This is a genomic window from Thiocystis violacea (assembly GCF_016583565.1).
Classification (GTDB): Bacteria; Pseudomonadota; Gammaproteobacteria; order Chromatiales; family Chromatiaceae; genus Thiorhodococcus; species Thiorhodococcus violaceus_A.
The window spans coordinates 1-25,373 of the sequence record NZ_NRRF01000008.1 but is presented as its reverse complement, the minus strand read 5'-3'; the positions used below and the strand labels follow the sequence as shown (position 1 = coordinate 25,373).

The 25,373-nt window shown below is 65.4% G+C and carries 23 protein-coding genes; 11 read left to right on the top strand and 12 right to left on the bottom strand.

Going from position 1 to position 25,373, the window contains the following annotated elements; translation table 11 throughout:
* Positions 1–15: 15 nt before the first annotated feature.
* The 6 genes from CKO23_RS05155 to tal form a co-directional block, all read right to left on the bottom strand.
* On the bottom strand, positions 16–606 hold the full coding sequence (locus tag CKO23_RS05155; protein WP_200328752.1) for a TerD family protein: 591 nt from the start codon (positions 604–606) through the stop codon (positions 16–18).
* Positions 607–656: 50 nt separating this feature from the next.
* On the bottom strand, positions 657–1,340 hold the full coding sequence (locus tag CKO23_RS05150) for a TIGR00266 family protein (protein WP_200328750.1): 684 nt from the start codon (positions 1,338–1,340) through the stop codon (positions 657–659).
* Positions 1,341–1,398: 58 nt separating this feature from the next.
* Positions 1,399–1,977, bottom strand: coding sequence for a TerD family protein (locus tag CKO23_RS05145; protein ID WP_200328748.1), 579 nt, complete (start codon positions 1,975–1,977; stop codon positions 1,399–1,401).
* Positions 1,978–2,059: 82 nt separating this feature from the next.
* Positions 2,060–2,548, bottom strand: coding sequence for a phosphatidylglycerophosphatase A family protein (locus tag CKO23_RS05140; protein WP_200328746.1), 489 nt, complete (start codon positions 2,546–2,548; stop codon positions 2,060–2,062).
* A gap of 12 nt (positions 2,549–2,560) precedes the next feature.
* Entirely contained in the window at positions 2,561–3,610 is a 1,050-nt protein-coding gene (locus tag CKO23_RS05135) for a DUF475 domain-containing protein (protein WP_200328744.1), read from the bottom strand.
* A gap of 231 nt (positions 3,611–3,841) precedes the next feature.
* Positions 3,842–4,813, bottom strand: coding sequence for a transaldolase (tal, locus tag CKO23_RS05130; RefSeq protein ID WP_200328742.1), 972 nt, complete (start codon positions 4,811–4,813; stop codon positions 3,842–3,844).
* A 130-nt stretch (positions 4,814–4,943) separates the two neighbouring features.
* Here tal and CKO23_RS05125 point away from each other — a divergent pair, with 130 nt between their 5' ends.
* On the top strand, positions 4,944–5,492 hold the full coding sequence (locus CKO23_RS05125) for an HD domain-containing protein (protein ID WP_200328740.1): 549 nt from the start codon (positions 4,944–4,946) through the stop codon (positions 5,490–5,492).
* Positions 5,493–5,585: 93 nt separating this feature from the next.
* Here CKO23_RS05125 and CKO23_RS05120 read toward each other — a convergent pair whose 3' ends face one another.
* Positions 5,586–6,632, bottom strand: a complete 1,047-nt coding sequence (locus CKO23_RS05120) for a radical SAM protein (RefSeq protein ID WP_200328738.1) — start codon at positions 6,630–6,632, stop codon at positions 5,586–5,588.
* Positions 6,604–8,064, bottom strand: a complete 1,461-nt coding sequence (cysG, locus tag CKO23_RS05115; RefSeq protein ID WP_200328736.1) for a siroheme synthase CysG — start codon at positions 8,062–8,064, stop codon at positions 6,604–6,606. Before cysG ends, CKO23_RS05120 begins: the two co-directional genes overlap by 29 nt.
* Positions 8,065–8,160: 96 nt before the next feature.
* On the opposite strand from cysG, the gene CKO23_RS05110 reads away from it, so the two are divergent.
* The 3 genes from CKO23_RS05110 (at position 8,161) to dsrE2 (ending at position 9,421) form a co-directional block, all read left to right on the top strand.
* A complete protein-coding gene (locus CKO23_RS05110; protein WP_200328734.1) occupies positions 8,161–8,484 on the top strand; it encodes a rhd_2599 family sulfurtransferase in 324 nt (107 codons plus the stop codon).
* 128 nt (positions 8,485–8,612) lie between these two features.
* On the top strand, positions 8,613–8,843 hold the full coding sequence (locus tag CKO23_RS05105) for a sulfurtransferase TusA family protein (RefSeq protein ID WP_200328732.1): 231 nt from the start codon (positions 8,613–8,615) through the stop codon (positions 8,841–8,843).
* Between the two features lie 98 nt (positions 8,844–8,941).
* Positions 8,942–9,421: a sulfur carrier protein DsrE2 gene (gene dsrE2, locus CKO23_RS05100; protein WP_200328731.1), complete on the top strand. Its 480-nt coding sequence runs from the start codon at positions 8,942–8,944 to the stop codon at positions 9,419–9,421.
* Between the two features lie 70 nt (positions 9,422–9,491).
* Here the strand turns inward: dsrE2 and CKO23_RS05095 are convergent, their stop codons facing one another.
* The gene (locus CKO23_RS05095; protein WP_200328730.1) at positions 9,492–10,040 is read right to left on the bottom strand and encodes a hypothetical protein; all 549 of its coding nucleotides are present in this window, start codon (positions 10,038–10,040) and stop codon (positions 9,492–9,494) included.
* Between the two features lie 69 nt (positions 10,041–10,109).
* Between CKO23_RS05095 and ilvB the strand changes: the two genes are divergently transcribed.
* The 7 genes from ilvB (at position 10,110) to CKO23_RS05055 (ending at position 22,343) form a co-directional block, all read left to right on the top strand.
* Positions 10,110–11,843, top strand: a complete 1,734-nt coding sequence (gene ilvB / locus CKO23_RS05090; protein WP_200328729.1) for a biosynthetic-type acetolactate synthase large subunit — start codon at positions 10,110–10,112, stop codon at positions 11,841–11,843.
* Positions 11,844–12,138: 295 nt separating this feature from the next.
* Positions 12,139–13,623: a sensor histidine kinase gene (locus CKO23_RS05085; protein WP_200328728.1), complete on the top strand. Its 1,485-nt coding sequence runs from the start codon at positions 12,139–12,141 to the stop codon at positions 13,621–13,623.
* Positions 13,601–14,092: a response regulator gene (locus CKO23_RS05080; protein WP_200328727.1), complete on the top strand. Its 492-nt coding sequence runs from the start codon at positions 13,601–13,603 to the stop codon at positions 14,090–14,092. Before CKO23_RS05085 ends, CKO23_RS05080 begins: the two co-directional genes overlap by 23 nt.
* Positions 14,089–18,831, top strand: a complete 4,743-nt coding sequence (locus CKO23_RS05070; RefSeq protein ID WP_242482233.1) for a PAS domain S-box protein — start codon at positions 14,089–14,091, stop codon at positions 18,829–18,831. Before CKO23_RS05080 ends, CKO23_RS05070 begins: the two co-directional genes overlap by 4 nt.
* Positions 18,832–19,140: 309 nt before the next feature.
* On the top strand, positions 19,141–21,315 hold the full coding sequence (locus tag CKO23_RS05065) for a malate synthase G (protein WP_200328726.1): 2,175 nt from the start codon (positions 19,141–19,143) through the stop codon (positions 21,313–21,315).
* 246 nt (positions 21,316–21,561) lie between these two features.
* Positions 21,562–21,903: a TusE/DsrC/DsvC family sulfur relay protein gene (locus CKO23_RS05060; RefSeq protein WP_200328724.1), complete on the top strand. Its 342-nt coding sequence runs from the start codon at positions 21,562–21,564 to the stop codon at positions 21,901–21,903.
* Positions 21,904–22,085: 182 nt separating this feature from the next.
* A complete protein-coding gene (locus CKO23_RS05055; protein ID WP_200328722.1) occupies positions 22,086–22,343 on the top strand; it encodes a zinc ribbon domain-containing protein in 258 nt (85 codons plus the stop codon).
* A 118-nt stretch (positions 22,344–22,461) separates the two neighbouring features.
* Here CKO23_RS05055 and CKO23_RS05050 read toward each other — a convergent pair whose 3' ends face one another.
* The 3 genes from CKO23_RS05050 to CKO23_RS05040 all read right to left on the bottom strand — a co-directional run bounded on the left by CKO23_RS05050 (position 22,462) and on the right by CKO23_RS05040 (position 25,009).
* A complete protein-coding gene (locus CKO23_RS05050) occupies positions 22,462–23,532 on the bottom strand; it encodes an AI-2E family transporter (protein WP_200328720.1) in 1,071 nt (356 codons plus the stop codon).
* 11 nt (positions 23,533–23,543) lie between these two features.
* On the bottom strand, positions 23,544–23,915 hold the full coding sequence (locus CKO23_RS05045) for a hypothetical protein (RefSeq protein WP_242482232.1): 372 nt from the start codon (positions 23,913–23,915) through the stop codon (positions 23,544–23,546).
* Positions 23,916–24,097: 182 nt separating this feature from the next.
* Positions 24,098–25,009, bottom strand: a complete 912-nt coding sequence (locus CKO23_RS05040; RefSeq protein ID WP_200328718.1) for a LysR family transcriptional regulator — start codon at positions 25,007–25,009, stop codon at positions 24,098–24,100.
* Positions 25,010–25,373: the final 364 nt, after the last annotated feature.

The following is a 25,373-nucleotide window of genomic DNA, read 5'->3' as shown; positions in this document are numbered from 1 at the left end:
GTCTTGGATGTGTGCTCAGAGATGTGGCGCGATTTGCCCAAGCAGCTGCTCGGCGGTGCGGCCCTGTCCGGTCTCGCCGATGGCGTGCATCTTCCACTCGCCGTTGTGGCGGTAGACCTTGGCCATGATCATGGCGTTGTGGGAGCCTTGGGCGCCAAGGTCGTAGCGGGCGATCTCGCTCTTGTTGGCGCCGTTGACGATGCGGCAGAAGGCGTTCTCGACCTGGGAGAAGTCCTGTCCGGTGAAGTTGTTCACCGTGAAGACGAGGCTCTTGATGGTGGCCGGGACGGCGGTCAGGTCGACGATGATCTGCTCGTCGTCGCCTTCGCCCTCGCCGGTGAGGTTGTCGCCCGTATGCTGGATGCTGCCATCCCGGCTGCGCAGCTGGCGGAACCAGACGGTATCCACCAGGGTGCCGCCGTCGTCGAACATGAGGCAGGAGGCGTCGAGGTCGATGCTGCCGCCTCCGCCACCGAAGAGTCCGCCCAGCATGCCGCCCTTGCTCTTGGCCGCATCCCAGCCCAGACCCATGACGATCTGGCTCAGGCCGCCACCGGCCTCTTTCTCCAGCGAGATCTTCTGGCCTTTCTGTAGATTGATACCCATGTCCTGGACCTCTCAGTGTGGTGTCTTATCGTCGAGTCGCGTGTGATGCGTCATTGGCCGTGGGCGCGCAGCACCGCGCGGTTGCGCGAGCAGATCACGACCTTGCCTCTCCCCCGGAAGCGGATGACCAGGCCCTCGCCAGAGGTGACCGAGTTGACGACGTTCCCAAAGAAGCCACCCCCGGTTTGGGGCATGCCGACCTCGAATTGCAGGTTGGACGACCAGGCAACGGCATGGCTGTTGTCGATGACGGTCTCGCGATCTGGGGTGACGTCGAGGGTGAAGATGGAGCCGAAGCCGGAGACGGCGAGTTTGCCCTGCCCGCTCGCCTCCATGATGACGAAGCCGCCGGTGCCGCCGAAGAGGCCGCCGCCCAGGGTGTTCATGCGCGCACGCACCTCGACCCCGGACTCGGCCGCCAGGAAGCTGCCGTCGGACAGGGTGTAGCGCTCGTTCGGGGTGACGTCCAGCAGCTCGATGGCCCCCGGCAGGGCGGGCGAGAGCAGGCAGTCGCCGTCTCCGGTGACGGCCTCGATCTCCTGCTGGAAGAGCGATTCGTCCGTGGCCAGCCGGCGCATGAGGGCACGCCCCAAGCCGCCACGCAGCTGGCCCTTGACCTGCAGCGGCGCCTCCATCATGACCATGGCGCCGGACTCGCAGAAGATCTTCTCTTTCTGCCGCAGGCTGACGTGCAGGAAGGGGTCGATCTCCCCGGTGATGGTGAAACTGGGCATGTCGGCTCCTCGCGGTCGGGCGAGCCGCGGCGGCGGGCTGCCGCCGCGGCTCGCGGGATCACCCGATATTGACGCCGTGATCGGTCGCCAGCGCCTTGAGACCACCCGCGAAGCCCTGGCCGACGGCCTTGAACTTCCACTCGGCGCCGCTGCGGTAGACCTCGCCGAAGACCATCGCGGTCTCGGTGGAATAGTCCTCCGAGAGATCGAAGCGCGCGATCTCGGTGTTGCTGTCCTTGTTCACGACGCGCATGAAGGCGTTGCGCACCATGCCGAAGTTCTGCTTGCGCGCCTCGGCCTCGTGGATGGTGACGGCGAAGACGATACGCTGGATCTGGGCGTCGACGGTCGGCAGATTGATGCTCACGGTCTCGTCGTCACCCTCGCCAGCGCCGGTGAGGTTGTCGCCGGAGTGCACCACGGCGCCATCGGGCGAGGTCTTCTGGTTGTAGAAGACGAAGTGCGCGTCGGACAGCACCTTGCCGGTCTCGCCGACCAGGAAGACACTGGCGTCGAGGTCGAAGTCGGCGCCGTCGGTGGAGCGGGCGTCCCATCCGAGGCCGACCAGGGCGTTGACCAGGCCGGGATCCGTCTTGGTCAAGCTGACGTTTCCGCCTTTTTGTAGACTGATAGCCATTGGGTCGTCTCCTTATCTCAGTGAGTGGAATGCTTGGTTGTCAAAAGGGTCGGATCGGCGGCGGAGCGGATGACCCGCTTGCTCAGATCCAGAGGTGAGCCAGCACGATCACCACAATGGCGTAGCCGGCTGCCAGCAGGTCGTCGAACATGACGCCGAATCCGTTCTTCCAATGTCGGTCGAAATAGCGGATGGGCCAGGGCTTGAGGATGTCGAAGAAACGGAAGGCCGCGAAGGCGGCGATCCACCAGCCCAGGCCAGCCGGGGTGAAGCAGAGCACCAGCGCCATGGCGACGATCTCGTCCCAGACGATCCCGCCGTGATCCACCTCGCCCACCGCCTGCCCCGCCAGGTCGCACAGCTTGACGCCAACGACGAAGGCGAGCAGCAGCGCGCCCAGCACGCCTGGCAGCGGAAGTACGGCCGCCAGGGCGAAATACAAGGGAAAGCCGACCAGCGTCCCCACGGTGCCCGGGGCCTTGGGGCTCAACCCCGTTCCCAGACCGAAGGCCAGGAAATGGGCGGGGTTGCTGGAGATGAGGCGCCAGTCCGGCTTGATTGATTCGCTCATGGCTGAACCCGGCTAAGCTGTTTCGCCGGCCTCATCGCGATGCTGGCGCTTGTAGCGAATCGACGAGATGACCGCCAGGACGATGAAGGCGACACCGATGAGGCCGGTGACCACCTCCGGGGTGTGCACGAAGATGTTCGCGAGCATGATGCCTGCCAGTGCGCCGATCGCCCAGTGCGCGCCGTGCTCCAGGAAGATGTATTCGTCCAGCGTGCCCTTGTTCACCAGGTAGACGGTCAGCGAGCGCACGAACATGGCGCCGATGGCCAGGCCCAGCATGATGATGACGACGTCACGGGTGATGGCGAAGGCGCCGATGACCCCGTCGAAGGAGAAGGAGGCGTCCAGCACCTCCAGATAGAGAAACCCCGCGATGCCGGACCGCTTGGCGGTCTTGACGGCCGCCTCGCCGGCCTCTTCGTTCTCGAAGAGGCTATCCAGGCTGCTGACGGCGACATAGAGGATGACGCCTCCAATGCCTGCGGTGAGCATCGTGGCGCGCTGCTCTGGCGTCAGCTCCACCAGCGCTTGCAGGAGAAAGAGGATGACCAGGGCCACCATGACCTGGATCGAGTCCAGCTTGCCCAGACGGGCCAGACGCTCCTCGGCGGCGCCCAGCCAGTGCACCTCCTTGGTGTTGTCCAGCATGAAATAGAGGAACACCAGGAGCAGGAACATGCCACCGAAGGCCGAGATGCCGATATGGCTCTCTTCCAGGTACTTGGCGTACTGCTCGGGCTGCTGGAGGGCCATGGCGGTGACCTCGCCCATGCCTTGCCCGGAGGCGACCGCGACGATCACGATGGGGAAGAGCAGCCGCATGCCGAAGACGGCGATCAGGATACCCACCGTCAGGAAGATCTGCTGCCACTTCTCGTCCATGTCCTTGAGCACGGAGGCGTTGACCACCGCGTTGTCGAACGAGAGGCTGACCTCCATAACGCCGAGGATCAGCACCAGGAACACGGCGGACCAAGCCCCTAGCGGTGACTGGATGCCCCAGTAGAAGGCTGCCAGCACGCAGGCAATGGTCACGATGATGGAATAGCGAAAGGCTCTCATTGACCCCTCTGGAAATCGTTGAAGGGTGCGGCTCACCGCCCGCCGGCCGTTGGTTGCGGCCGGGGCGGGTCCACACGCTGCTGTGTCTGTTGATCGGAATGTGTCTGTTGACCGGGCCGCATAGGGTACTCCGGGCGAGCGGCGCTCGCCAGCCTCCTTCCAGCAAACGTGATGCCGATCTCAAGGCTGAGCGGGGCGGCCTGCGCAGCCTGGCCGTTGAAGGCTCCGCGGCTAGCAGTTCTGGCAGACCTCATGCGCGAACTGCTCCAGCTTGCGGGTATCCGCGGCGAACAGCCGGATGCCCTCGGCGAGCTTCTCGGTGGCCATGGCCTCCTCGTTGACCGCCCAGCGGAAGCTCGGCTCGTCGAAGCTGACTTTGGGGATCTCCATGGTCTGCGCCTTGTCGGGGTCGAGCTTGCGGGGCACGTCACCCTCCGTGGAGGCCAGCTCCCCGAGCAGCGAGGGTGAGATGGTCAGGTAGTCGCAGCCGGCCAGTTCCAGGATCTCCTCGAGATTACGGAAGCTCGCGCCCATGACCACGGTGTCATAGCCGTGGCGCTTGTAGTAGTTGAAGATCCGCGTGACGGACTGGACGCCCGGGTCCTCGTCGGCCGGGTAGCCGGCGATGTTCTCGGCGTTCTTGTACCAATCCAGGATGCGGCCGACGAAGGGCGAGATCAGGGTAGCACCCGCATCGGCCGCCGCGACCGCCTGCGGGAAGCTGAACAGGAGTGTCAGATTGCAATGAATGCCCTGCCGCTCCAGGGCCTCGGCGGCGCGGATGCCTTCCCAGGTCGATGCGATCTTGAACAGGACTCGGCTGCGGGGATCGACGCCCGCGTCCTCATAGAGCTTGACCAGGCCCTCGGCGCGCTGCCGTGTCGCGGCGCTATCGAAGGAGAGTCGCGCGTCGATCTCGGTGGACACCCGTCCGGGGACGATCTTCAAGATCTCCGCGCCGAAATTGATCGCCAGCTTGTCCATGGTCCAGCGCGCTTGAGCCAGGCTGTCGGATCCGCCTTGCTCCTTGCCGAAGAGCACGGCATCCTCGACCAACTCCCGGTACTGAGGCATCTGCGCCGCCTTGTAGATCAGGGATGGATTGGTCGTGGCATCCTGCGGCTGGTAGTCCGCGATGGCTTGGAAATCGCCCGTGTCCGCGACCACGGTCGTCATGCTCTTGAGCTGGGCCAGCTTGGTCATGCTTGGGCACCTCCGGATTGGCGTCGACAAACGGATTGTCCGCCGACCTTAGCTCAGGAAGATGACGGTTTCGACGGGGTTAACAACGACCCCTCTGCAACTTTTCACGCGACGATAAAAGGGGGTAGTCATGGAACGAATCGGTTTCGAGCTGGTGGTCGACGCGCTCGGCTTCGCGGCGCTCAAGCACCGGGATCAGCGGCGCAAGGACCGCGAGGCGTCCCCCTACATCAATCATCCCATCGCGCTCATGCGCGTGCTGTCCCTGGAGGCGGGGATCGTGGATCCGCTGGTCATGGCCGGAGCACTCCTGCATGACACGGTCGAGGACACCGAGACCACTCCCGAGGAGTTGGAGGCGCGCTTCGGGTCGGAGCTTCGGGCGCTCGTGATGGAAGTGACCGACGACAGGTCGCTCCCCAAGGCGGAGCGCAAGCGCCAGCAGGTCCTGCGTGCCGGCGGCGCCAGCGAGGGCGCGCGCCTGGTGAAGCTGGCGGACAAGATCTGCAACTTGCGTGATATGGCCGAGAGCCCGCCGCACAGCTGGGACTTGGAACGGCGCCGAGCCTACTTCGATTGGGCGGCAGAGGTCATCGGCCAGCTGCGTGGCACCCATGCGGTTCTGGAGGCGCTGTTCGACCAAGCCTATGCGCGCAAGCCTCGTGAAGACCAGGATTGAGCCCGGCGGCCCAATCGATCGAGACTGTGTTGGGCCGCAGCCTGCTGCCTGCGCGCTGTGATGCGCGCTCGGACTTGGACTTGGACTCGGTGCTCAGGGTGCGCGTCCTATGACCCGTCGCAGCACGCGCCCCAGTGCGCCATCGCCAAACGATCTGCCTGGCTGGGCCGACACGGGTGCGAGCGCGTCCGGCTCATGCAATCCCGAGTCCTCCGGCTGAGCCGGCAACCGCTTGCCCGGTGGCTCACCGAGGCGCGCCAGGAGGGCGCCGGTTAGTGCCGCGCGATCCGCGTCCGTTGCCGGGCGTCGCGGGAAGGTGCAGGAGGCGCACATCGGATGGGTGAAGCGCGTCAGCAGCAGCTCTTCTTTGCTGGTGTCGAGATAGTCCCCGATGTCGAGGAAGTCGAAACTAGGATTGCCGCAGCAGAGCGTCACCTGCCCGTTGGCGCCGATGGCGATGGTGTCCGCGATCAGTGGGCAGATATCGCCCGGCTGTTCGTATGGTCGAGCGGCTGTAAATCCGCGCAAGCGTTCGCGGTAGGCGTCGGCCACCTTCAGCGCGCTCGCCGGACGCGCCGGATCTCCATTGGCCTGGAGCGCCTGGAACTGGAAGCCGAGGGTGTCGGCGTAGTCGCGCAGCCGGGCCTCCTCGTCGGCGTTGTAGTCGAACTTGAGGAAGCGCAGCACCACGCTTGTGTGAATGTTCCCGTGGCGCTTGAGTGCGCTGATCCGTTCCAGATTCGCCTTGACCAGCCTCAGATCGCCGCCGCGATGATTGATCGCGTGCACCTCTTGGTCGAATCCGGAGATGGAGACGATCATGCTGTCGAGTCCGGCCGCGAGCACCTGTTCGATGAGGTGTTCGCGGCCAGCGAAGGAGAGCGTGGTGGAGATGTCGCAGCAGAGTCCGCTGCGCTTGACGATGGCGACGTAGTCCGCGACCTTGGCGTTGAGGAAGGGCTCCGCCCAGTTATAGAGCCCGATGACGTCGTAGCCCTCGGACTTGGCCTTGGCGACGGTGCGCTCGAAATAGTCGAGCGGCATCTTGACCGCCGTATTGGGCATGACCCGGGTGCCACGGACGCAGGTCTGGCACTTGAGGTGGCAGGCGTCAATCAGATCGACATAGCAGATCGGCATTGGCTGGCGCCTCCACGATCGGGGATGTGGCACGGAGCGTCGGATGATCCGGTGGACGGTACCAGCTCAGCCGATCGCGCAGCTGCACGACCTCGCCGACGATGACCAGGGTTGGTGGCTCGGGCGGATCCTGGGCGACGATCTCCACGATGGTGCTCAGGGTTCCGGTGTAGACCTTTTGAAGGTGCGTCGTGCCCTGCTGCACCAGGGCGATCGGCATGGTCGGGGCGACGCCATGCGCCATGAGCCGCTCGACGATGATGGGCAGGCCAACCAGGCCCATGTAGAAGACGATGGTCTGATTCGGCTGTGCCAGTGCTGGCCAGTTCAGATTGATGGTGCCGTCCTTGAGGTGCCCTGTCACGAAGGTGACCGATTGGGCATAGTCGCGATGCGTCAGCGGGATGCCGGCGTAGGCCGCGCAGCCGGAGGCGGCGGTGACGCCCGGGATGACCTGGAAGGGCACGCCCTCGGCCGCCAGGGTGTCGATCTCCTCGCCGCCGCGTCCGAAGATGAAGGGATCGCCGCCCTTGAGCCGCAGCACCCGGTGTCCGTCCTTGGCCAGGTCGGCGAGGAGTCGGTTGATCTCCTCCTGGCGCATGGCGTGGTGGTTGCGCTGCTTGCCGACATAGATGCGCTCGGCGTCGCGCCGCGTCATCTGCAGGATCGGCTCGGCGACCAGGCGGTCATAGACGACCACGTCGGCCTGCTGCATGAGGCGCAGCGCCCTGAAGGTCAGGAGGTCCGGGTCGCCCGGTCCGGCGCCGACCAGGTAGACCTCTCCCATGTCTTGGTGTTGTGCATCCGGCGCCAGCTCCTGCTCGATGACGGCCTCCGCCTCCTCGAACTGCCCCGCGAAGATCCGCTCGGCCACGGCGCCCTGCAGCACCCGGTCCCAGAAGCGTCTGCGCTCGCGGTGGTCGGTGAAGCGTGTCTTGACGCGCTCACGGTACTTCCCGCTCAGCTCGGCCAGTCGCCCGTAGCCCGCCGGGATCAGCGACTCCAGCCGGGTGCGCAGCAAGCGGGCGAGGACGGGCGAGGACCGGCCGGTGGAGACGGCGACGGTGACCGGCGAGCGGTCGACGATCGAGGGCAGGATGAAGGTGCAGGCGTCCGGGTCGTCGACGACATTGACCGGGATCCCCTGCTCGCTGGCGAGCAGCGCGATCTCGCGGTTGACCGCACGCTCGTCGGTCGCGGCGATGACCAGCGTGTTGCCTGCAATGTCGCCGGGCTCGAAGGCGCGCGCGAGGTGCGTCAGCGCGCCGGCCTCGATCCGCCGGGTGAGGGCGTCGCAGACCTCGGGCGCGATCACCGTCAGTGCGGCGCCCGTGCGGACCAGGTTGCCGACCTTGCGTGCCGCGGTGGCGCCACCGCCGACCACGAGGCAGGGCCGACCCCGCATATCGAGAAAGATGGGGAGGAGTTGCATGATGCCCTCGATCGTGCTCGGCCAGTACCATCATTGAGCTGGCCTACAAAAGTCCTTAATATACTTAAATACTTAGTTTTAGGGTAGGACGACAGCGTGGTCAACGAGATCGATTCGGAATCCTTGAGCAAGCGCCTTCAGGAGGGCGAGAGCCTGCTGCTGGTGGATATTCGCACACCGGCGGAGATCGCCCAGGGCATGATCCCGGATTCCCTGCAGCTGCCCATGCATCTGATCCCGATTCGGATGAGCGAGCTGCCCAAGGACAAGGATGTCGTACTCTACTGCCGCAGCGGCGCGCGCTCCTATCAGGCCTGCGCCTACATGATGCAGCAGGGCTATGGACGCGTGCTCAACCTGCGCGGTGGGATCATCGCCTGGGCGCGGCACGGCTACCCGATCGAGGCGCCCAGCGCCTGATTTTCGGGCGTTTCTTCCGGCAAGAGGCGCGTTTCGAGCCTGCTTGCCTTTTCAACTGGATTCGCCTATAACCGCGAATTCTTGTGTCTACTGATATTCTAAAACAGACCCCTGACTGGAGGTATTCAATGGCAGATTTCGATCAAGAGCTGGATGCGAGCGGCCTCAACTGTCCCCTGCCGATCCTGCGCGCGAAGAAGACCCTGAACGCCATGGCGAGCGGCCAGATCCTGCATATCATCGCGACGGATCCTGGCTCGGTCAAAGACTTCGACGCCTTCGCCAAGCAGACCGGCAATGAGCTGATGGAGTCGAAGGAAGAAGGCGGGAAATTCCAGTTTCTGATCAAGAAGTCCTGATCGCCTAGCGTCCTTGTCTGACGGATTCCCTCGTTCAACAGATCGCTCATTCAACACAAGATAACCTGCGAGCCCGCGCGGCACGCGAGGAGGACTCGATGGAGCAGAAGAAGCTGGCGATCATCGCCACGAAGGGCTCGCTGGACTGGGCCTACCCACCATTCATCCTGGCATCCACGGCCGCGGCACTGGGATACGAGACGCAGATCTTCTTCACCTTCTACGGCCTGCAGCTGCTGAAGAAGAAACTTGCGCTCGAGGTGACTCCCCTGGGCAATCCGGGCATGCCGATGCCGATGGGCATGGACAAGTGGTTCCCCATCCTCGGAATGACTCTGCCTGGCATGCAGGGCATGATGACCTCGATGATGAAGAAGAAGATGCAGAGCAAGGGCGTCGCGAGCGTCGACGAGTTGCGTGAGCTGTGCCAGGAGGCCGAAGTCAAGCTGATCGCCTGTCAGATGACGGTCGACTTATTCGACATGAACACGTCGGACTTCATCGACGGCGTGGAATACGCCGGAGCCGCGGCCTTCTTCGAGTTCGCCGGCGAGAGCGACATCTGTCTCTACATCTGATCGCGAGTCCGACGTCAGCGAGACCGAACGCCGCCCCCTGGGCGGCGTTTGTCGTTGGGCCGCGGCGCTCTCAGCGTCTCCAGCCGGGCTGTGCCGGATAGGGCGGATAGGCCCCGCCATAGGGATGCGGCTGGACCGGGTAGCCCTGGGGATAGGGTGGGTACCAGTAGCCAGGTCGTGGTGCCGGCTGCACTGGGGTGCTGGCGGAAGGCGCGGGCGGGGCCGAAACAGGCTCGGTCGTCGTGATCTCGGCCGAGCTGGCCGTCTCATGAGGCTGCGCCGATACGGCAGCCGCGCCCCTGGGCTCGCTGGACGCGGCCGCTGGCTGCGCCGGCTCGGTCTTCGGTTGCGCAGGGGCGGGGGCTGATGCCGGCGCCGCCTCCGCGACGCCTGGCTTGGTCTGCGCCGGGCTGGCCGCGAGATTGAGCCTGCCGACTGGCATCAGACGCAGGCTGATGCTGTCCGCGCCCGAGGCCGCCGTGTCGTCCTCCTGTTTGCTGGGGCGCCGCTCGGCGACGAGGTTGAGTGAGCCGGCGACCACGGCGAGCGCAACCAGCCATGGCAAGGCGTGCCCCTTGTCGATCAGGGCGAAAGGCGCAAAGTGTCCTGCAGTTTTCATAGCATTCTCCTGTTCGGGCTATCATCACAGGCTCGACCCAGTGTCAGTGTTAAATCAATCACAAATGTCATGACAATCCCGACTCGAACCGGCGCGGCGCTGCTGCTCGACGTGCTCAACGACCTTGGTATCGAATGCATCTTTGGCCACACGGGTGGGGCGGTCATCCCCATTCACGTTGAGATCAACAAGCGTCTGCGTCGCGGCGCAAAGGTGCCTCACTTCGTCCTCTGCCGCCAGGAGGGTGGCGCGGGGCACGCGGCCGAAGGCTACGCCCGGGCCAGCGGGCGCGTGGGTGTCGCGCTCGCGACCTCCGGGCCTGGCGCGACCAATCTGGCGACGCCCATCGCGGATGCCTACAAGGATTCGCTGCCGACGCTCTTCATCACGGGCCAGGTGCCGAGCGGCGCGATCGGGTCCGATGCCTTCCAGGAGGTGGACACCGTTGGGATGACGCGCCCCATCTCCAAGCACAATTTCCTGATCAAGGACGTGCGTGACCTGGAGTGGGTGGTGCGGGATGCCTATGCGCTGGCCACGCATGGCCGTCCTGGTCCGGTGGTCGTGGATATCTGCAAGGATGTCCAGCTCGCCTCCCTGGAGGCGGGCAACCCGCCCCGCCGACGCCATCGGGAGTCCGTGCCCTTCGATGTCGAGCGGGCGGACGCCATCCTGGACGCCTTGACGGGCGCGCGGCGACCCGTGATCAAGGCGGGCGGCGGCGTCATCCACGCCAATGCGTCCCTGGCGCTGCAGCGCCTCGCCGAGCGCTTCCAGGTCCCTGTCACGACGACTTTCAACGCGCTCGGCGCCTTGCCCTTCGAGGCGCCCTACAACCTGGGCATGCCCGGCATGCACGGGACCATCCCGGCGAACTATGCCCTGCGCGACGCCGATTTCATCCTCTCCCTGGGGGGGCGCTTCGATGACCGGGTCGCGGTGCGCGGCTTTGCCGATGGCAAGCGCATCGCGCATGTCGATATCGATCCCTCCGAGATCGACAAGACCATCTCGACCCATCTGCACCTCATCGCTGGCCTGGACGAGTTCCTGGCGCACGCGCTCGCCTCCGGCCGCTCGGCCAGGCACGCGGATTGGTTGGCCCAGGTGCGGGAGTGGCGCACTCAGATGCCCAAACCCTACGAGGCGTCCGACTACATCAAGCCCCAGGCCGCCATCGAGATCATCTCCGAGCTGACGCGCGGCGAGGCGACCCTGGTGACGGGAGTGGGCCAGCACCAGATGTGGGCTGCCCAATACTACCGATTCCGTCGCCCGCGCCAGTGGATCAGCTCCGGCGGGCTGGGCACCATGGGCTTCGGTCTGCCGGCGGCCATCGGCGCCTGGTTCGCGCAGCCCGCCTGGCCCGTGGTGCTGATCGACGGCGACGGCAGCTTCCAGATGAACATCCAGGAGCTGGGCACGGTGGTGGCCAACCGGGTGCCGCTCAAGATGTTCGTGCTCAACAACAGCTTCCTCGGCATGGTGCGCCAGTGGGAGGACATGATGGACGAGGGTCATCACTACGAGACCTGCCTGGCGCGCACCGCCGATTGCGATCCCGAGTGCATGGAGCTGGATCAGACCTGCCGGCGGCAGATCCCCAACCTCACGGGTCTCAAGTACGTCTATCCGCGTCTCAAGACGATGCGGATCAAGGCGCCTGCGGAGCTGCGCGACGGGATCGCCGCCGCCCTCGCGGAGCCCGGCCCGGTGCTGGTGGATGTCTGGATCGACAAGGCGGAGAACGTCATCCCCATGGTGCGTCCGGGGCACGGCCTGGATCAGATGATCGAGTCCTAGGCGCCTCTCCGTTGGGCGAGCGGTCGTGACCGAGCGCCACGGGCGGCACTGGCCGCCCGCCGGCCGGTCTTGTGTGTCGCACCCGCAAGGCCCCGGCTCATTTTCTCTCCACTTTTTGCCCCACTGGCCGATACTGTGCTTGAGGAGCGTCGTGCGTTCTCGCCGCGCGGTGTCTGCCTGTCTGCCCTCCTGGTTCCTCGCGGTGCGTGCCGCGCCATTCGCCCCGCGACGGCAGAGAGCCGGGGGCCGCGGCTCCTCGGATGTCGGCGTCCCTATCGTCAAATCGGTGATCGCCATGGACATCAAAGCCAAGCTGAAGCTGATCGGGCTGCTGCCGCTGATCATGGCGGTCCTCTTTGGCCTGACCTTCTACCGTGGTCAGGACCGTCTGGACGTGCTGCGCGACAGCACCCTGCTGGCGGCGGAGATGCTCGACGAACTGCGCCAGCTCGAGGTGCTGAGCCGGCATATCGTCGAGACCCGCGCGAATGGCGGTCGGCGCGCCGGCTACCAGTTGCTCGAGGACCTGGATAGCCAGATGCTGGCCCTCCAGTCCGCGGCGCGCGAGCCCAACCTCGTCGGGATGCTGGACGAGATGGCCGGTCGGCTCCTCCTGACCCGCATCCACTTCATGAACCTCGACGGGTTGTCGGTGCCGGCTCTCGGTCAGCTCGAGCCGCCGCCCTCGTGGGAGGTGGCGGAGCGTCTGCGCCGGTCCATCGCCGTCCTGCAGCCGATGGCGCGGCGCCTCTTTCGCGACAGCGATGCCGCGGCGCTGGCCTACGGCCGGCAGCTCTGGATGGTCGAATTCTGGTTGCTCGCGGCCACGGCGCTGCTGGTGATGCTGCTCACCTACCCGACCCTTCGTCGGGTCGCGACCGCCATCCAGTCGCTCAGCCGCGAGACCCGCCACGTGGGGGAGGGCGGGCATCCGCGCGATCTGGTGTTGAGCGGCGAGGACGAATTCGCGCAACTGGCGCGGGACTTCAATCACATGGCCCATCGCCTGGCGGACGCGGAGCAGGCCCGCGAGCGCCGTGCCCGTGACTTGGAAGAGGCGGTCAAGGATCTGGAGAACTTCAGCTACTCCGTGTCGCACGACCTGCGTGCGCCCTTGCGGGCCATCGACGGCTTCATCGGCATCTTGGAGGAGGATTACGCAGCCTCATTGGATGATGAGGGGCGCCGGCTGTTTGGGGTCGTCAGCGCCAATGCGAAGAAGATGGAGCAGTTGATCGATGACATCCTCGCCCTGTCGCGTGCCGGACGCCTGGAGCTGGACCGGATCGACTTCGACATGGGGCGGCTGGTCGAGGAGGTCTGGGAGGATCTGTCCGCGCAGCGCGCTGGTCGCGCGGTCCGCTTCCTCTGCCCGCGTCTGCCGAACGTCGCCTGTGACCCCAGGGCGATTCGCCAGGTTTGGCAGAACCTCTTGGCCAACGCCATCAAGTTTACGCGCGGGCAAGATCCGGCCATGATCGAGGTCCGCGCGGAGCGTCGTCCAGGTATGGTGTGCTATCGCCTGAGCGACAACGGCGCCGGCTTCGACCCCGCCTACAGCAACAAACTCTTCGGACTCTTTCTGCGCCTGCATGGCATCGACGAATTCGAGGGCACGGGTGTCGGGCTGGCGATCGTCAAGCGTTTCATCGACAAGCATCAGGGGCGGGTCGAGGCGACGGGCGCCACCGGGGCTGGCGCGACCTTCAGTTTCTGTCTGCCCACGGGGCCGCCCAAGGGTTCGGAGGAGGAGTTCCATGGTGAGCAACGACTCGTTTAGCAACGATTCGGTGAACAACGATTCGGTGGTTGACATCCTGCTGGTGGAGGACAACCCCAACGACGCGGAACTCGCGATCCGCGCCCTGAAGAAGAACAACCTTGCGAATCACTTGGAGTGGGTCAGGGACGGCGCGGCCGCCCTGGATTTTCTCTTTCACCGCGGCGCCCGCGCCAACTCGCACAACCGCCTGCCGCGGGTGGTGCTGCTCGACCTGCGTCTGCCCAAGCTGGACGGCATCGAAGTCCTCACCGCCATTCGCGCCAACCCCGAAACCCGTGAGCTGCCGGTGGTCGTCCTCACCTCCTCGCAGGAGGAGCAGGACCTGGTTGCGACCTACCAGCTCGGTGTCAACAGCTTCGTCACCAAACCGGTCGGCTTCGACGCCTTCGCCCGGACCGTCGCCGAGCTGGGCCTCTACTGGGTTCTGGTCAATCGTGTTCCGCCCGACAGCAGGCGCGATCAATGACCGAGCCGCTGCGCCTCCTGTTGCTGGAAGACAATCCGCTCGACGCCGAACTCACCGAGCACGTCCTGCGCAAGGCTGGCCTGTCGTTTACCAGCCAAAGGGTCCAGGACAGGGAGGCCTTTCTCGCGGCGCTGGAGGCATTCCGCCCCGACCTCGTCCTGGCCGACTATCAGCTACCCCGGTTCGACGGTCGGCAGGCCCTTCGGCTGGTGCGCGAGCGCGACAGGCTGTTGCCCTTCATCTTCGTGACGGGCGCGCTCGGCGACGAGAGTGCCGTCGAGCTGCTGCGTGCCGGGGCGGACGATTACATCCTCAAGGACAGCCTGGTTCGTCTGTGCTCGGCGATCGGCCAGGCCCTCGGGGCGCGTCGTCGGCAGGCGGCGCTAGAGGCCGCGGAGCGCGCACTGAAGGAGAGCGAGAGTCGTTTCCGCGCCCTGGTCGAGACCACGCTCGACTGGATCTGGGAGGTCGATGCCGAGGGACGTTACACCTATGTGAGCCCCGTCTCCCTTGGCTTGCTGGGCTATGCGCCCGAGGAGATGCTGGGCCGCACCCCCTGGGCGTTCATGGCGCCCGAGGAGGGCGAGCGTGTCGAGCAGGCGTTCAAGGCCATCTTGGCCGAGCGAGCACCCTTTGCCATGCTCGAGAATCGCTGTCTGCGCAAGGACGGCGATGCGCTGATGCTCGAGACCTCGGGCACGCCCATCTTTGCCGCCGATGGCGCTCTGCGGGGCTATCGGGGCATCGACCGCGACGTGACCCAGCGCAGGCGCAACGCGGCGGCGCTCCTGCTGCAGACCCGCCGCGCGAGCGCCTTGCTCGAGCTGCCGCGGGCCGCCGAGCGCATGGGCGAGGCCGAGCTGATGCAGTGCGGCCTGGAGCTGGCGGAGGACCTGACCGAGAGCCGCATTGCGTTCATCCACTTCGTCAACGACGACCAGGAGACCATCGAGCTGGTGACCTGGTCGCGACGGACCCTCGACAGCGATTGCCACGCGGCCCACGACAGGCACTATCCCGTCAGTCAGGCGGGGATCTGGGCGGATGCCCTGCGCCGGGGCGAGCCGGTGGTCTTCAACGACTATCCAGCGACACCGCACAAGGCGGGTCTGCCGGAGGGGCACGCGGCGCTCGATCGCCTCATCAGCGTCCCGGTGATCGACGGCGACCTGGTGCGCATGCTGGCCAGCGTCGGCAACAAAGCGGCGGACTACGATGAGACGGACGTCGAGACCCTGCAGCTCATCGCCAACGAGATCTGGCGCATCGTGCGTCAGCGGCGGGCCGACCGGGCGCTGCGCGAGAGTGAGTGTCGCTTCCACGCGCTCTTCGAGAACATGCGCGGCGGCGTCTGTATCCTCGACGCACTGGACGACGGCGAGGATTTTCGCTTTCGCGATGTCAATCTGGCCGTGGAGCGGATCGAGAGCATCCCGCGCGCGGAGATCCGGGGTCGCCGACTCACGGAGGTCTTCCCCGGCGTCGCCGACTTCGGACTGATCGAGGTGCTGAGGCGCGTTTGGCGCACCGGCGTGCCCGAGCACTTCGCGCCGACCTTCTACAGCGACGCCTCACGCGCCGGCTGGCGCGAGAATTTCGTCTATCGCCTGCCGGATGGCGAGCTGGTGACCGTCTACGAGGACGTGACCGAGCGCAAGGAGCTGGAGCTGGCGCTGGAGGAGAGCCGGGAGCGGCTCTCGCTGGCCCTGGATGGTTCCGATCTCGGCATGTGGGATTGGCAGGTGCCGAACGGCTCCGTGCAAGTCAACGCGCGCTGGGCGGAGATGCTCGGCTACTGCCTGGAGGAGCTCCAGCCGGTCACTTACGCGACCTGGGAGCGGCTCTGTCATCCGCGGGACCTGGTGCTGGCGAAGCAGGCGCTGGAGCGGCATTTCGCTGGCGAGACGCCCTATTACGAGATCGAGATGCGGCTGAGGCACAAGGACGGGGGCTACGTCTGGGTGCTGGACCGTGGTCGCGTCGTCGAGCGGGATGCGTATGGGCACCCGCTGCGCGCGACAGGGACCCACCTCGACGTCTCTGTGCGCAAGCGCTCCGAGGAGCAGCTGCGCCAGCTCTCCCTGGCGGTGGACCAGAGTCCGGCGAGCATCGTCATCACCGACCTGGAGGGCTGCATCCAGTACGTCAATCCCGCCTTTACCCAGGTCTCCGGCTACAGCCGCGAGGAGGCGGTTGGCCAGAATCCGCGACTCCTCAGCTCGGGGCGCACGCCGGCCGCGGTGCATGCGCAGCTGTGGGAGACGCTCGCGCGGGGCGAGGTCTGGCGGGGCGAGTTCTGCAACCGCCGCAAGGATGGCGGCGAATACGTCGAACTCGCCATCATCTCCCCGGTGCGCCAGCCGGACGGTCAGGTGACGCACTATCTGGCCGTGAAGGAGGACATCACCGAGAAGAAGCGGGTCGAGCAGGAGCTGGAGCACTATCGCCTCAATCTGGAGGAACTGGTCGAGACCCGTACCGCCGAGCTGCGCCTCGCCGAGGAGCGCAGCCGTCTCATCCTGGAGTCGAGCGCGGATGGGCTCTTCGGCGAGGACACCGGGGGCCGCGCGACCTTCATCAACCCCGCCGCCTGCGCCATGCTGGGCTATGCGCCGGAGCAGGTGCTGGGTCGCTCGATGCACGAACTCATCCATCACAGCCGCGCGGACGGCTCGGCCTTCGTGCGCTCCGAGTGTCCCATCCACCATGCACTGGGCGATCATCGCGCCTTTCGCCAGGACGAGGATGTCTTCTGGCGCGCCGACGGCACGGCCTTCCCCGTGACCTACTCGTCGCACCCCATGTACAGGGATGGGCAGGTCGTCGGATCGGTGGTCAGCTTCTTCGATATCTCCGCTAAGAAGCAGGCGGAGGCGGCCCGCGAGGCGGCACTGGTCGAGGCCGAGCGGCTGGCGCGACTCAAGAGCGAGTTCCTGGCGAACATGAGCCATGAGATCCGCACGCCACTGAATGCGGTGCTGGGGTTCGCGCAGGCCGGAGAGCGGCATAGCCAAGGCCGCAAGGGGCGGGACTTCTTCAAACGCATCCTCGAGTCGGGGCAGTTGTTGCTCGGGATCGTCGATGACATCCTGGATTTCTCCAAGATCGAGGCAGGCAAGCTGGCGATCGACGCGGGCGAGGTCGATCTGCGCGGGCTCATCGAACGGACCACGGACCTGTTCGCGACCCGCATCGAAGAGCAGGGGCTCGGCTTTTGCGTGGAGGAGTCCCCGGATCTGCCGGCCAGCTTCCGCGGCGACGATCTCAGGCTGGCGCAGGTGCTCGGCAACCTCCTGTCCAATGCCATCAAGTTCACCGCGCGGGGCGAGGTCAGACTCCTGGCCGGGCGACAGGACGAGACCCTCGTCTTCAGCGTGCTGGATACCGGGATCGGTATGAGCGAGGCGCAGATCGCGAACCTCTTCAGTCCCTTCGAGCAGGCGGACGGCTCCATCACGCGCCGCTTTGGCGGCACCGGGCTGGGGTTGGCGATCAGCAAGCGGCTCGCCGAGATGATGGGCGGCGACCTCCAGGTGCGGAGCCAGCTCGGCAAGGGAACCCGCTTCGACCTGCGAGTTCCGCTCATCGACCCGCGGGGCGTCATCGGCCCCCACCGCATCGCTCCCCGGACGACGGTTCTCGCGCAGACGCGCCAGCGTCTGCGCGGGCTGGTCATCCTGGTCGCCGAGGACAATCCGGCGAACCGCCTGGTGCTGGAGGAACTGCTCGACGACGAGGGCTGTGCGCTGGTTCAGGTCGAGAACGGGCTGGAGGCCGTCGAGCGGGTGCGGAACGACGCTCCCGGCGCTTTCGATCTGGTGCTCATGGACATCCAGATGCCGGTGATGGACGGGCTGGAGGCCACCGGGCGCATTCGCGAACTCGCCCCCGCGCTGCCGGTGATCGGTCTGACCGCCCACGCCATGCGGTCCGAGCGGGAGCGGTGCCTGGCGGCTGGGATGCTGGACCATGTCGCCAAGCCGGTCGATCTGGAGATCCTGATTGCGACCATCCTCAAACGGGTCGCGCGCCAGCCCCAGCCCCAGCCCCAACGCGAGGCTGACAGCCTGGTTCGCCCAGGGGTGGACAGGAGCTCGGCCGAGGCTGTGGATGAGGCTTTCACCACGGGTGCCGAGGGGGTGGATGCCTGGGTCGACTGGCCGCTGCTGGAGTCGCGCTATGCGCACAATCCCAGCTTCCTGCCCAGATTGCTCGGGGCCGTTTTGGACTCCGGCGCGGGCCAAGCGGCGGCCCTGCGGCAGGCGGCGGATCGCGAGAATTTCGATCAGGTGGCCTTCATCGCGCATCGGCTCAAGGGGACGGCCGGCAACCTCTTCGCCTCTGGTCTCTCGCTCCTGGCGGTCCGTGCCGAGACGGAAGCGCGCGAGCGGCGCATTGGCATCGCGCGCATCGCCGGCACGCTGGCCGACGCACTGGATGCCACCATGAGCGAGATCCGCGCCTCGCGCTGGATTGCCGTGGCGGCTCCGGCGGGCGAGGCGGCATGGCCGGAGCAGGCGGCGGATGGGGTCTCGCTGTCCGAGGCCGTGGATCGGCTCCAGGCCTTGCTCGAGATGGACGATACGGCGGCCAACGATGCCTATGAGCGCGACCAGGGCGTGCTGCTCCAGTCCTTTGGGGCGGATGCCGAGCGCTTGGGCGCGGAGATCAAGGGATTCGAGTATCAGGCGGCGCTGGAGACGCTGAGGGCCTTGATGGTGGTGCGCATGCGGACCTAGGCGTCTGTCGGACGTGGGGTGAATCGGCTGTGCGGCAAGGTCTCGCGGTCAGCGCCCCCTGTCTCGGCGTTGCACTCGAAAAGCCATGCGGTCGTGTGGTCTTTCGCGCGCGCTGTTATTACAATCCTATGCTTTAGGTAAATCAATCGACTTGGTGTTGCGCCTGCGAAAGCACGGCCCGATGCTATCCACTCTTCCTTGGATCGGGTCGCGGGGTGGCCTTGTCTCCCTGTTCCCCGGCCTAGACTCTTCCTGCCCATCAGCCTTTGCGTGACCCTCCATGTTCGGGGGTAACGGAGGTCGACACCTATGACTGAATACCTGGATGTGGGCGGCCTCAAGGTCGCCAAGCCTTTGCACGACCTCGTCAAGGACGAGGTGGTGCCGGGGACGGGAATCGACGCGGATGTCCTTTGGCATGCCTTCGCCGGGATCCTTCGCGATCTGGCGCCGCGCAACCGTGAACTGCTCGCCAAACGGGATCAGCTCCAGCGCCAGATCGACACCTGGCATCGCGAGCACCGCGGGCAACCGCTGGACCTGAGCGCCTATCGCGCCTTTCTCTCGGAGATCGGGTACCTGGTCCCCGAGGGGCCGGATTTCTTGGTGAGCACGGCCAATACGGATCCGGAGATCGCGGAGATCGCGGGCCCCCAGTTGGTGGTCCCGGTCAGTAATGCCCGCTATGCGCTCAACGCCGCGAACGCGCGGTGGGGCAGCCTCTACGATGCGCTCTATGGGACCGATGCCATTGCCGAGGATGAGGGTCTGGAGCGCGGTGCCGAGCTGAATCCTGCCCGCGCCGCGGCCGTCATCGCGCGCGCGGCGGCCTTTCTGGACGAGGCGGTGCCGCTCAATCGGGGCTCTCAGGCCGATGCCTGCGGCTACAAGTTGGAGAACGGCAAGCTGGTGGTGCTGCTGCCGGACAACAGCGAAACCATGCTCAAGGATGCGACCCAGTTCGTCGGTTTTCGCGGCAACCCGGACCAGCTCAGCGCCGTCCTGCTCGTCAACAACGGTCTGCACATCGAGCTACGGATCGACCGCGAACACCCCGTCGGCAAGGCGAGCGCGGCGGGTGTTGCCGACATCCTGCTGGAGTCCGCCGTGACCAGCATCCAGGACTGCGAGGACTCGGTCGCCGCCGTGGATACCGAGGACAAGGTCGGTGTCTATCGCAACTGGCTCGGACTCATGAAGGGCGATCTCACCGCCAGCTTCAGCAAGGGCGGGCGCATGACGGAACGCGCCTTGGCCGCCGACCGGACTTACAGCCGCATCGGTGTCGGCTCCCTGACGCTGCCCGGGCGCTCGCTCATGCTGGTGCGCAACGTGGGCCACCTCATGACCACGGATGCCGTGCTCGACAGCGAGGGCAAGGAGGTGCCCGAGGGCATGCTCGACGCCCTGATCACCGTGCTCTGCGCCCTGCATGACATCCATCCCGAGCATGGCGCCAAGCGCAACTCACGCTCCGGCAGCGTCTACATCGTCAAGCCCAAGATGCACGGACCTGAAGAGGTGCAGCTCGCGGTCGATCTCTTCTCGCGGATCGAGGATGCCCTGGGGCTGGCGCCCAACACGCTCAAGATCGGCATCATGGACGAAGAGCGCCGCACCACGCTCAATCTCAAGGAGTGCATCCGGGTCGCGCGCGAGCGTGTCATCTTCATCAATACCGGCTTCCTGGACCGCACGGGTGACGAGATCCATACCGACATGGAAGCGGGTCCGGTGCTGCGCAAGGGCGACATGAAGAAGGCCCCCTGGCTGATCGCCTATGAGGACTGGAACGTGGATACCGGTCTGGCCTGCGGCCTGCGCGGTCATGCGCAGATCGGCAAGGGGATGTGGACCATGCCGGACGAGATGGCCGCCATGCTCGCCGCCAAGTCCGCCCACCCCAAGGCCGGCGCCAATTGCGCCTGGGTGCCCTCGCCGACGGCCGCCACCCTGCACGCCATGCACTATCACCAGGTGCGGGTCGACGAGGTCCAGGCGGAGCTGGTCAAGGGTGACCGGCGGACGACGCTGGATGAGCTCTTGCAGATCCCACTGGATCCCGCGTGCGCCTGGACACCCGAGGAGCTCCAGGAGGAGCTGGACAACAACTGTCAGGGCATCCTTGGCTACGTGGTGCGCTGGATCGACCAGGGCATCGGCTGCTCAAAGGTGCCGGACATTGCGAACGTCGGCCTCATGGAGGACCGCGCGACCTTGCGGATCTCCAGTCAGCACGTGGCCAACTGGCTGCATCACGGCATCGTCTCCGAAGCGCAGGTGATGGAGACGCTCAAGCGGATGGCGACGGTGGTGGACGAGCAGAACGCCGGCGACGCCCTCTATCGCCCGATGGCGCCTGACTATGAGGGCATCGCCTTCCAGGCCGCCTGCGAGCTCATCTTCAAGGGCGGCGAGGTGCCGAACGGCTACACCGAGCCCACCCTCCACGCCATGCGCAGGCGTTTCAAGGCCGCTCGGTAACGGAGCGCACCTGGTCTTTTTCGCCGGCTCTCAGGCGTCCGGCGCGCCTGACCGCCGGCATTGCCGACGCCGGCGATGCAGCTTGCATCTTTGTGAATTCGAGCCATGCTTGAACCGGTCCGGTTGACAATTGTCAATCGAATCGATAGCCGTCAGGCGTGTCCTGGCAATAAGAAGGATCCAGGCCACGGGAAAGGCGCCAACCACCAAGCTGACTCGACCCACCTCAAGGTGGTGGAGGCAATGATGTCAACCGCTCAGATCGCGGGCCGCGACCTGCGGCTCAACAAGCAGGGACTCCTCGTCGACTTCGACGCCTGGGACCGCGAGGTCGCCCAGGCCATGGCCGAGGACGAAGGGCTCGACCTTTCGGAGTGCCACTGGAGGGTGCTCGACTTCCTGCGCAGCTACTACGACACCCACGAGATGCCCCCCTCGCCCAGGGTCATCATCAAGGCCATCGGCAGCCAGCTCTCCGAGCATGTGCCGTGCACGCGCAAGCACCTGGAATCCCTCTTTCCAAACGGCGGGTGCAAACAGGCCTGCCGGCTCGCCGGGCTTCCCAGATACTATTGCCACTCCTGCTGATCGGTCCATGCCGAGGCCGCTCGCGACGGGCGGCCCTGCCGCTCTCCGTTCTCCTCCGCCGCACCTGCGACCAAGCCGCGAATGCGTCATAACCGCGCGTCCTGCTGGGCTTTGCGCGCGACTCTGGCTCGCCTATAATCGTGCGCATTAGCGTTTATCGATATTCGACGGAGATCAGAAACATGCCAACCTACGACTATCGCTGCGAGACCAATGATCGCGTGATCGAGGTGTCTCATCGCATGAGCGAGAAACTCGCCAATTGGGGCGAGCTGTGCGAGCGCGCCCACATCGAGCTGGGCGACACGCCCGCCGACGCCCCCGTGCATCGTTTGGCGACGGGCGGGAACGTCATCACGAGTTCGAGCCTCGGCAGCGGCAATGCGCCCGCCTGCGCGACCGGCTCCTGCTGCGCCGGCGGCATGTGCGGACTCAACTGACCGCGCCGCACCGTCCGCCGCCGCTGGCGGCTCGCACGACAAAGCGCCCCGCGAGACCCAGTGTCTCGCGGGGCGTTCTCGTTTAGGTCTCGGGTCTCGGCGGCTTCGCCCGCGGGACTCAGTCCGCGACGGGTGGCGGCTCGATGACGCGCTTGGGCCAGGCGGTGAGGATGGCCTGTACCAGGGTGGCCAGCGGGATGGCGAAGAAGACACCCCAGAAGCCCCAGAGTCCCCCGAAGACGAGAATGGCCACGATGATCGCGACCGGGTGCAGATTGACGACCTCGGAGAAGATGAGGGGGACCAGTACGTTGCCGTCCAGCGCCTGGATGATGGCGTAGGCGAAGGTGAGCCAGACGAACTGCGAGGACCAACCCCATTGGAACCAGGCCACCAGCAGGAGCGGGACGGTCACGAGGGCGGCGCCGATGTAGGGGATGATCACGGAGAGTCCGACCAGCAGGGACAGCAGCATGGAGTACTTGAGCCCGAAGGCGGAGAAGGTCGCATAGCTCACGCCCCAGACGATGAGAATCTCCCAGGCCTTGCCGCGCACATAGTTCGAGATTTGCCGATCGACATCCCTCCAGACGTTGCCGGCGATGCCGTGGTGTTTGGAGAGATGTCTGCGGAACCAGCCGAGGATGAGATCCTTGTCCTTCATGAAGAAGAACACGAGGATGGGCATGAGGATCAGGTAGACCATGATGGTGATGACGCCGACCACGCTCGCCAGCGACCAGGACAGCACCTGTTGCCCGAAGGAGACCGTCTCGGAGCGCAGGGAGACGATCACCTGATCGAGCTGCTCGCGGGTCACGATGTCCGGATAGGTCTCGGGCAGATCCGTCAGCACCCGCGTCCCCTCCGAGACCATGTTGGGCAGCTGTTGCACCAAGTCGGTGATCTGGCGCGACAGCAGCGGCATGACGCCGACCAGCACCAAGGCGACGAAGAGCAGGAAGAGCACATAGACCAGCAGGACGCTGGTCAGCCTGGCAACGCCGCGCATCTCGAGCTGACCGACCAATCCCTCCAGCAGATAGGCGATGACGATGCTGGCGAGCACGGGCGCGAGCATGTCGCCCATGGTGAGGACCACGGCGAAGACGGCGAGCAACAAGACCGCGAGAAAGACGACCTGGGGGTCGGAGAGATTCCGCTGGAACCAGCTTGCAACGATGTTCATGACGAAGACGACTAACCTTCCGAGGCGTGCCTGTTCCGATAATCCGAATAGTGGCGGGCGAAGACTGATTCCAGCTCGTCGATAACCTCGGGCGCGCGCCGGCCCTGCAGCACATGCGCGGACATCAGGGCCGAGGTCTCGTTGAGCAGGGCATCGCGATCGAGCATGTCGTAGGTCTTGGAGAGCCGCTTGATTGCGCCGACCACGCTCTCTTTCTCGGGGCGCGGCTCGGGCTTCGGCTCACGCGGCTCCACGGGCGGAGGCGTCTGCTGGACGCCTGGTGTCTGAGCGTTTTGTGTCTTAGCGCGTTGGATCAAGAAGTCCGCGAAGGCGAGCAGGGTCTCGCGATCCGCGCCGGACAGTCCGCGGAAACGCTTGACCAATTGTCGCTCGTCCGCCGATCCGGGAAGTGGTCTCAGCACATGACCTGCCTGGTTGGAGGATGCATTGCTCCTGTGGATGACCCGGACCTCTGGCGAGGCGCGGGTCCGACGAAGCGCGATCATACTCCGAGCCGTGTCGACAGTCTGCGTCATAGGGCGCATTTTGGCGCCCGCGCTCGCCCTCAGGCCGCCTCTTCGTTCTGGGTGCGGCAATAGGCGCGCGCGAACTCCAGGAGTTCCTCCATCACCCGTAGGCGGAACTTCTGCTTCTGATGCACGAAGGAAAAGGGGCGCTTGAGTGGTGGATCCAGCTGAAGGGCGACCAGGGTGCCTAGCTTCAGCTCTTTCTGGATGGTGGTCTGGGAAACCACCGAAACCCCCATGCCAGCCTCGACGGCGCCCTTGATCGCCTCCGGACTGCCGAGCTCCATGGCGATCTTGAGCGCGCTGCCGCCGGCGGGTCGCAGGTGTAGATAGTCGCCAATGACCTCGCGCGTGCCGGAGCCTTCCTCGCGGCAGATGAAGGGGTATTCCAGCAGGCGGTTCACCGGAATCTCGCCGAGCCCGGCCAGCGGGTGCCGGGGGGGGACGATGGCGACGAGCTGATCCTGCTTGCAGATCTCCACCACCAGGTTTTTGTTGGCGACGGGCGCCTCCACCACGCCGAGATCGATGGCATTGCTCTCCACCATGGCGACAATGCCCTCGGTGTTCGAGACCTTGAGGTGGATGGTGACGTCCGGAAAGCGCTCTTTGAAGTCGCCGAGCAGGGTCGGCAGCATGTATTCCGCGATGGTGGTGCTGGCGCCGATGGTGAGGGCGCCGCTGATCTCGCCAGTGATCTCCCGCACCCCATTCTCCATCTCCGCATAGAGCTCGAAGATGCGCTCCGCTGATCGGTAAACGATGGCGCCGGCCTCGGTCAGGCTGATGCGGTTGTGGGTGCGATCGAAGAGGCGGGTATTGAAGTGGTCCTCGAGCTGGCGGACCTGGAAGGTGACCGCCGGCTGCGTCATGTGCAGCGTCTCGGCGGCCTTGGTGAAGCTCAGCAGTCGAGCAACGGTGTGGAACACCTGGAGTCGGCGATCGGCCATACAAATGTCGCTCGCGAGTGTATGCCCAAATAGAAATTACTTATATCACAGCCCGCTCGCCTCGTCATGGCGCCTGGGGTATTCACGCCTCGGGGCGCGGGCGCCTTCCGCTACACCGCGTCTGTGACTTTTCACATACATGACAAGAAACCGCAACAAAGTATGGAATTGAAGCACGCCTTCACATAGAGCTCACGTTTCGGAGTTCAAAATCGGCCCTAAAAAGGATCCAATAGGTTGTTTATTAAGGAATAATGTCCTCAAAAATGGTAAAATGTCATGTGCTTGAATCATGACAACCACTCAAGAGGCCACGATGAAGACGCCCACATCCCAGACGGCGCTGCCAAGTCTCACCAGCGGT

What these genes read in the sequence shown, in the direction of transcription:
- CKO23_RS05085 (WP_200328728.1), top strand. Translation starts at nt 12,139, where the DNA reads ATGGACATCAAAGCCAAGCTGAAGCTGATCGGGCTGCTGCCGCTGATC.
- cysG (WP_200328736.1), bottom strand. Translation starts at nt 8,064, where the DNA reads ATGCAACTCCTCCCCATCTTTCTCGATATGCGGGGTCGGCCCTGCCTC.
- CKO23_RS05120 (WP_200328738.1), bottom strand. Translation starts at nt 6,632, where the DNA reads ATGCCGATCTGCTATGTCGATCTGATTGACGCCTGCCACCTCAAGTGC.
- CKO23_RS05050 (WP_200328720.1), bottom strand. Translation starts at nt 23,532, where the DNA reads ATGAACATCGTTGCAAGCTGGTTCCAGCGGAATCTCTCCGACCCCCAG.
- ilvB (WP_200328729.1), top strand. Translation starts at nt 10,110, where the DNA reads ATGACAATCCCGACTCGAACCGGCGCGGCGCTGCTGCTCGACGTGCTC.
- CKO23_RS05065 (WP_200328726.1), top strand. Translation starts at nt 19,141, where the DNA reads ATGACTGAATACCTGGATGTGGGCGGCCTCAAGGTCGCCAAGCCTTTG.
- CKO23_RS05055 (WP_200328722.1), top strand. Translation starts at nt 22,086, where the DNA reads ATGCCAACCTACGACTATCGCTGCGAGACCAATGATCGCGTGATCGAG.
- CKO23_RS05060 (WP_200328724.1), top strand. Translation starts at nt 21,562, where the DNA reads ATGTCAACCGCTCAGATCGCGGGCCGCGACCTGCGGCTCAACAAGCAG.
- CKO23_RS05040 (WP_200328718.1), bottom strand. Translation starts at nt 25,009, where the DNA reads ATGGCCGATCGCCGACTCCAGGTGTTCCACACCGTTGCTCGACTGCTG.
- CKO23_RS05095 (WP_200328730.1), bottom strand. Translation starts at nt 10,040, where the DNA reads ATGAAAACTGCAGGACACTTTGCGCCTTTCGCCCTGATCGACAAGGGG.
- CKO23_RS05080 (WP_200328727.1), top strand. Translation starts at nt 13,601, where the DNA reads ATGGTGAGCAACGACTCGTTTAGCAACGATTCGGTGAACAACGATTCG.
- CKO23_RS05140 (WP_200328746.1), bottom strand. Translation starts at nt 2,548, where the DNA reads ATGAGCGAATCAATCAAGCCGGACTGGCGCCTCATCTCCAGCAACCCC.
- CKO23_RS05135 (WP_200328744.1), bottom strand. Translation starts at nt 3,610, where the DNA reads ATGAGAGCCTTTCGCTATTCCATCATCGTGACCATTGCCTGCGTGCTG.
- CKO23_RS05145 (WP_200328748.1), bottom strand. Translation starts at nt 1,977, where the DNA reads ATGGCTATCAGTCTACAAAAAGGCGGAAACGTCAGCTTGACCAAGACG.
- CKO23_RS05125 (WP_200328740.1), top strand. Translation starts at nt 4,944, where the DNA reads ATGGAACGAATCGGTTTCGAGCTGGTGGTCGACGCGCTCGGCTTCGCG.
- CKO23_RS05105 (WP_200328732.1), top strand. Translation starts at nt 8,613, where the DNA reads ATGGCAGATTTCGATCAAGAGCTGGATGCGAGCGGCCTCAACTGTCCC.
- CKO23_RS05155 (WP_200328752.1), bottom strand. Translation starts at nt 606, where the DNA reads ATGGGTATCAATCTACAGAAAGGCCAGAAGATCTCGCTGGAGAAAGAG.
- CKO23_RS05070 (WP_242482233.1), top strand. Translation starts at nt 14,089, where the DNA reads ATGACCGAGCCGCTGCGCCTCCTGTTGCTGGAAGACAATCCGCTCGAC.
- tal (WP_200328742.1), bottom strand. Translation starts at nt 4,813, where the DNA reads ATGACCAAGCTGGCCCAGCTCAAGAGCATGACGACCGTGGTCGCGGAC.
- CKO23_RS05150 (WP_200328750.1), bottom strand. Translation starts at nt 1,340, where the DNA reads ATGCCCAGTTTCACCATCACCGGGGAGATCGACCCCTTCCTGCACGTC.
- dsrE2 (WP_200328731.1), top strand. Translation starts at nt 8,942, where the DNA reads ATGGAGCAGAAGAAGCTGGCGATCATCGCCACGAAGGGCTCGCTGGAC.